2 protein-coding genes and 2 pseudogenes are annotated in these 2235 nt (G+C 67.2%); all 4 read left to right on the top strand.

All coding sequences use genetic code 11. The annotated features are described in order from the left end of the window. Window positions 1-350: pseudogene (locus tag A985_RS24030) on the top strand (P-type conjugative transfer protein TrbL); the annotation flags it as partial. Between the two features lie 11 nt (window positions 351-361). After that, window positions 362-1066, top strand: coding sequence for a conjugal transfer protein TrbF (gene trbF, locus A985_RS0103380; RefSeq protein WP_008640769.1), 705 nt, complete (start codon window positions 362-364; stop codon window positions 1064-1066). Beyond that, window positions 1063-2061 (top strand): P-type conjugative transfer protein TrbG, encoded by a 999-nt coding sequence (gene trbG / locus A985_RS0103375; RefSeq protein WP_008640770.1) that lies wholly within the window; start codon window positions 1063-1065, stop codon window positions 2059-2061. Before trbF ends, trbG begins: the two co-directional genes overlap by 4 nt. A gap of 2 nt (window positions 2062-2063) precedes the next feature. Then, window positions 2064-2235 (top strand): annotated as a pseudogene (locus A985_RS28040) (conjugal transfer protein TrbI); the annotation flags it as partial.

The following is a 2235-nucleotide window of genomic DNA, read 5'->3' as shown; positions in this document are numbered from 1 at the left end:
CGCGCGGCGCCAAGGCGGCTTTCGATGCTGGCTCTACGGCCGCAGGCAGTGGCATCCAAGGCGCTGCCGCTGGCGCGGGCAACGTGGCCAAGACCGCCGGGCAAAAGGTAGCCGACGGCGCACGCTCGATGAAGGAGCGCGTGGCAGCGGCCTTCCGGCCGGATGAGGCGCCGGCATCTGGCGCTGATGCCGCAGATGCGCCTCCATCCAACGAACAGCCTGCCTGGGCCAAGCGCCTGCACCGCAGGCAGCAGCTCACCCATGCCGCGACCACGGCCGCCCACACGCTGCGCGGCGGCGACGGCGGCAGCTCCAGCCAGGGGCCAAGCCTTCGTGATTCCGATTCATAAGGAGAACTCCCATGCGATTCAAACGACCGCAGGTGCGCTACGCCGATACGCCGCAGCCTGCCACCCCGTACCAATCCGCCGCCCAGGTCTGGGACGACCGCATCGGCTCGGCCCGCGTGCAGGCGAAGAACTGGCGGCTTATGGCCTTCGGCTGCCTCACGCTGGCGGTGCTGATGGCCGGCGGCCTGGTCTGGCGCTCGGCGCAGTCCATCGTCACGCCCTACGTGATCGAGGTGGACAACGCGGGCCAGGTGCGCGCTGTCGGCGAAGCCGCCACGCCGTACCAGCCCAGCGATGCGCAGATTGCTTACCACCTGGGCCGCTTCATCGGCCTGGTGCGCTCGCTGTCCATCGACCCCATCGTGGTGCGGCAGAACTGGCTCGATGCCTATGACTACACCACGGACAAGGGCGCCGTGGTGCTCAATGAGTACGCGCGGGTGGCTGATCCGTTCTCGCGCATCGGCAAGGAGTCGGTGACGGTGCAGGTGTCCAGCGTGACCCGCGCCAGCGACCAGTCCTTCAACGTGCGCTGGACCGAGACGCGCTTCGTCAACGGCGCGCTGGATCGCACCGAGCGCTGGAACGCGGTGATCTCCACGGTGCTGCAGACCCCGCGCACGGAGCAGCGCGTGCGCAAGAACCCGCTGGGTATCTACGTCAACGGGCTGGCGTGGAGCCGCGAGCTGGAAGGAAACGAAGGAGCAAAACCATGAATGGACATTTCCGTAAACCCGCCTTGCCTGTGATCCTACTGGCATCCACCGTTTTGTTCTCGGGCTGCGCCACGCAGGGGACTCCGCCGCCATCCATCTCGTTGGATGGGCCGGTGCAGGCCCAGCCGCTGCCCGAGGCGCCGAAGCCCGTGGAGGTCGTGACCGTGCCCGAGGTGCTGGCACTGCCTGGACAGATGAAGCCGCTGGCCGGTGATGCCAAGGCCACACTGGAATCGCCCGACGAGAAGGTGCGCGTGACCCGTGCGAACACGGAGGCCCGTGTTGCGCCCACACGCGAGGGCTATGTGAACGCCATCCAGGTCTGGCCGTTCACTGATGGCGCGCTGTACCAGGTCTATGCGGCCGTGGGTCGCGTGACCGTGATCGCGCTCCAGCCGGGCGAGGAACTGGTGACGGTGGCTGCCGGTGACACGGTGCGCTGGATCGTGGGCGACACATCGAGCGGCAGCGGCGATGCGCTGCGCGTCAATGTGATGGTCAAGCCCATCCGCTCGGGCCTCAAGACCAATTTGGTCATCACGACCAGTCGGCGCACCTACCTGCTAGAACTGACTTCGACCGAGAAGACATGGATGGCTTCGGTGTCCTGGGAATACCCCAAGGACAGGATGCTGGCCCTGCAGCGCCAGGCACAAGCGGCCAGCGCCGCCGCGCCGGTCGATGCCGGGCTGTCGCTGGAGAAGATCCGTTTCCGCTACGCGGTCAGCGGCAGCAATCCGCCGTGGAAGCCGTTGCGGGCCTTTGACGATGGCGAGAAGGTCTATATCCAGTTTCCGGCGGGCATCGCTCAAGGCGAGCTACCGCCAATGTTCGTGATCGGCGCGCAAGGCGACGGACAACTGGTGAACTACCGCTTCCGCTCGCCGTACTACATCGTGGATCGGCTGTTTGGTGCGGCCGAGCTGCGCCTGGGTGGCGATAAGGGCGCCGTGGTGCGAATTGAGCGCACCGATGGCGTGGCACGGAGGAATTGAGCATGAGCCAAGACAACACCCCCGACCATGCCACTTCTCAGGGGGGCAAGGCGGCGCCCGAAGCGATGGCGTTGCGCGCCCAGCCGCGCCCGGTCACGCGCCTGAACCGGCGCACGCTGGCCATGCTCACCGGCGGCCTGTCGGTCGCCGTGCTCGGGGCCACGATCTGGGCCC

The organism is Pandoraea sp. B-6 (assembly GCF_000282835.1).
In the GTDB taxonomy this organism is placed as follows: domain Bacteria; phylum Pseudomonadota; class Gammaproteobacteria; order Burkholderiales; family Burkholderiaceae; genus Pandoraea; species Pandoraea cepalis.
This window is presented reverse-complemented; position numbering and strand designations above follow the sequence as displayed.

Coding starts and splice junctions, on each gene's coding strand:
- trbF (WP_008640769.1), top strand. CDS start 362: ATGCGATTCAAACGACCGCAGGTGCGCTACGCCGATACGCCGCAGCCT.
- trbG (WP_008640770.1), top strand. CDS start 1,063: ATGAATGGACATTTCCGTAAACCCGCCTTGCCTGTGATCCTACTGGCA.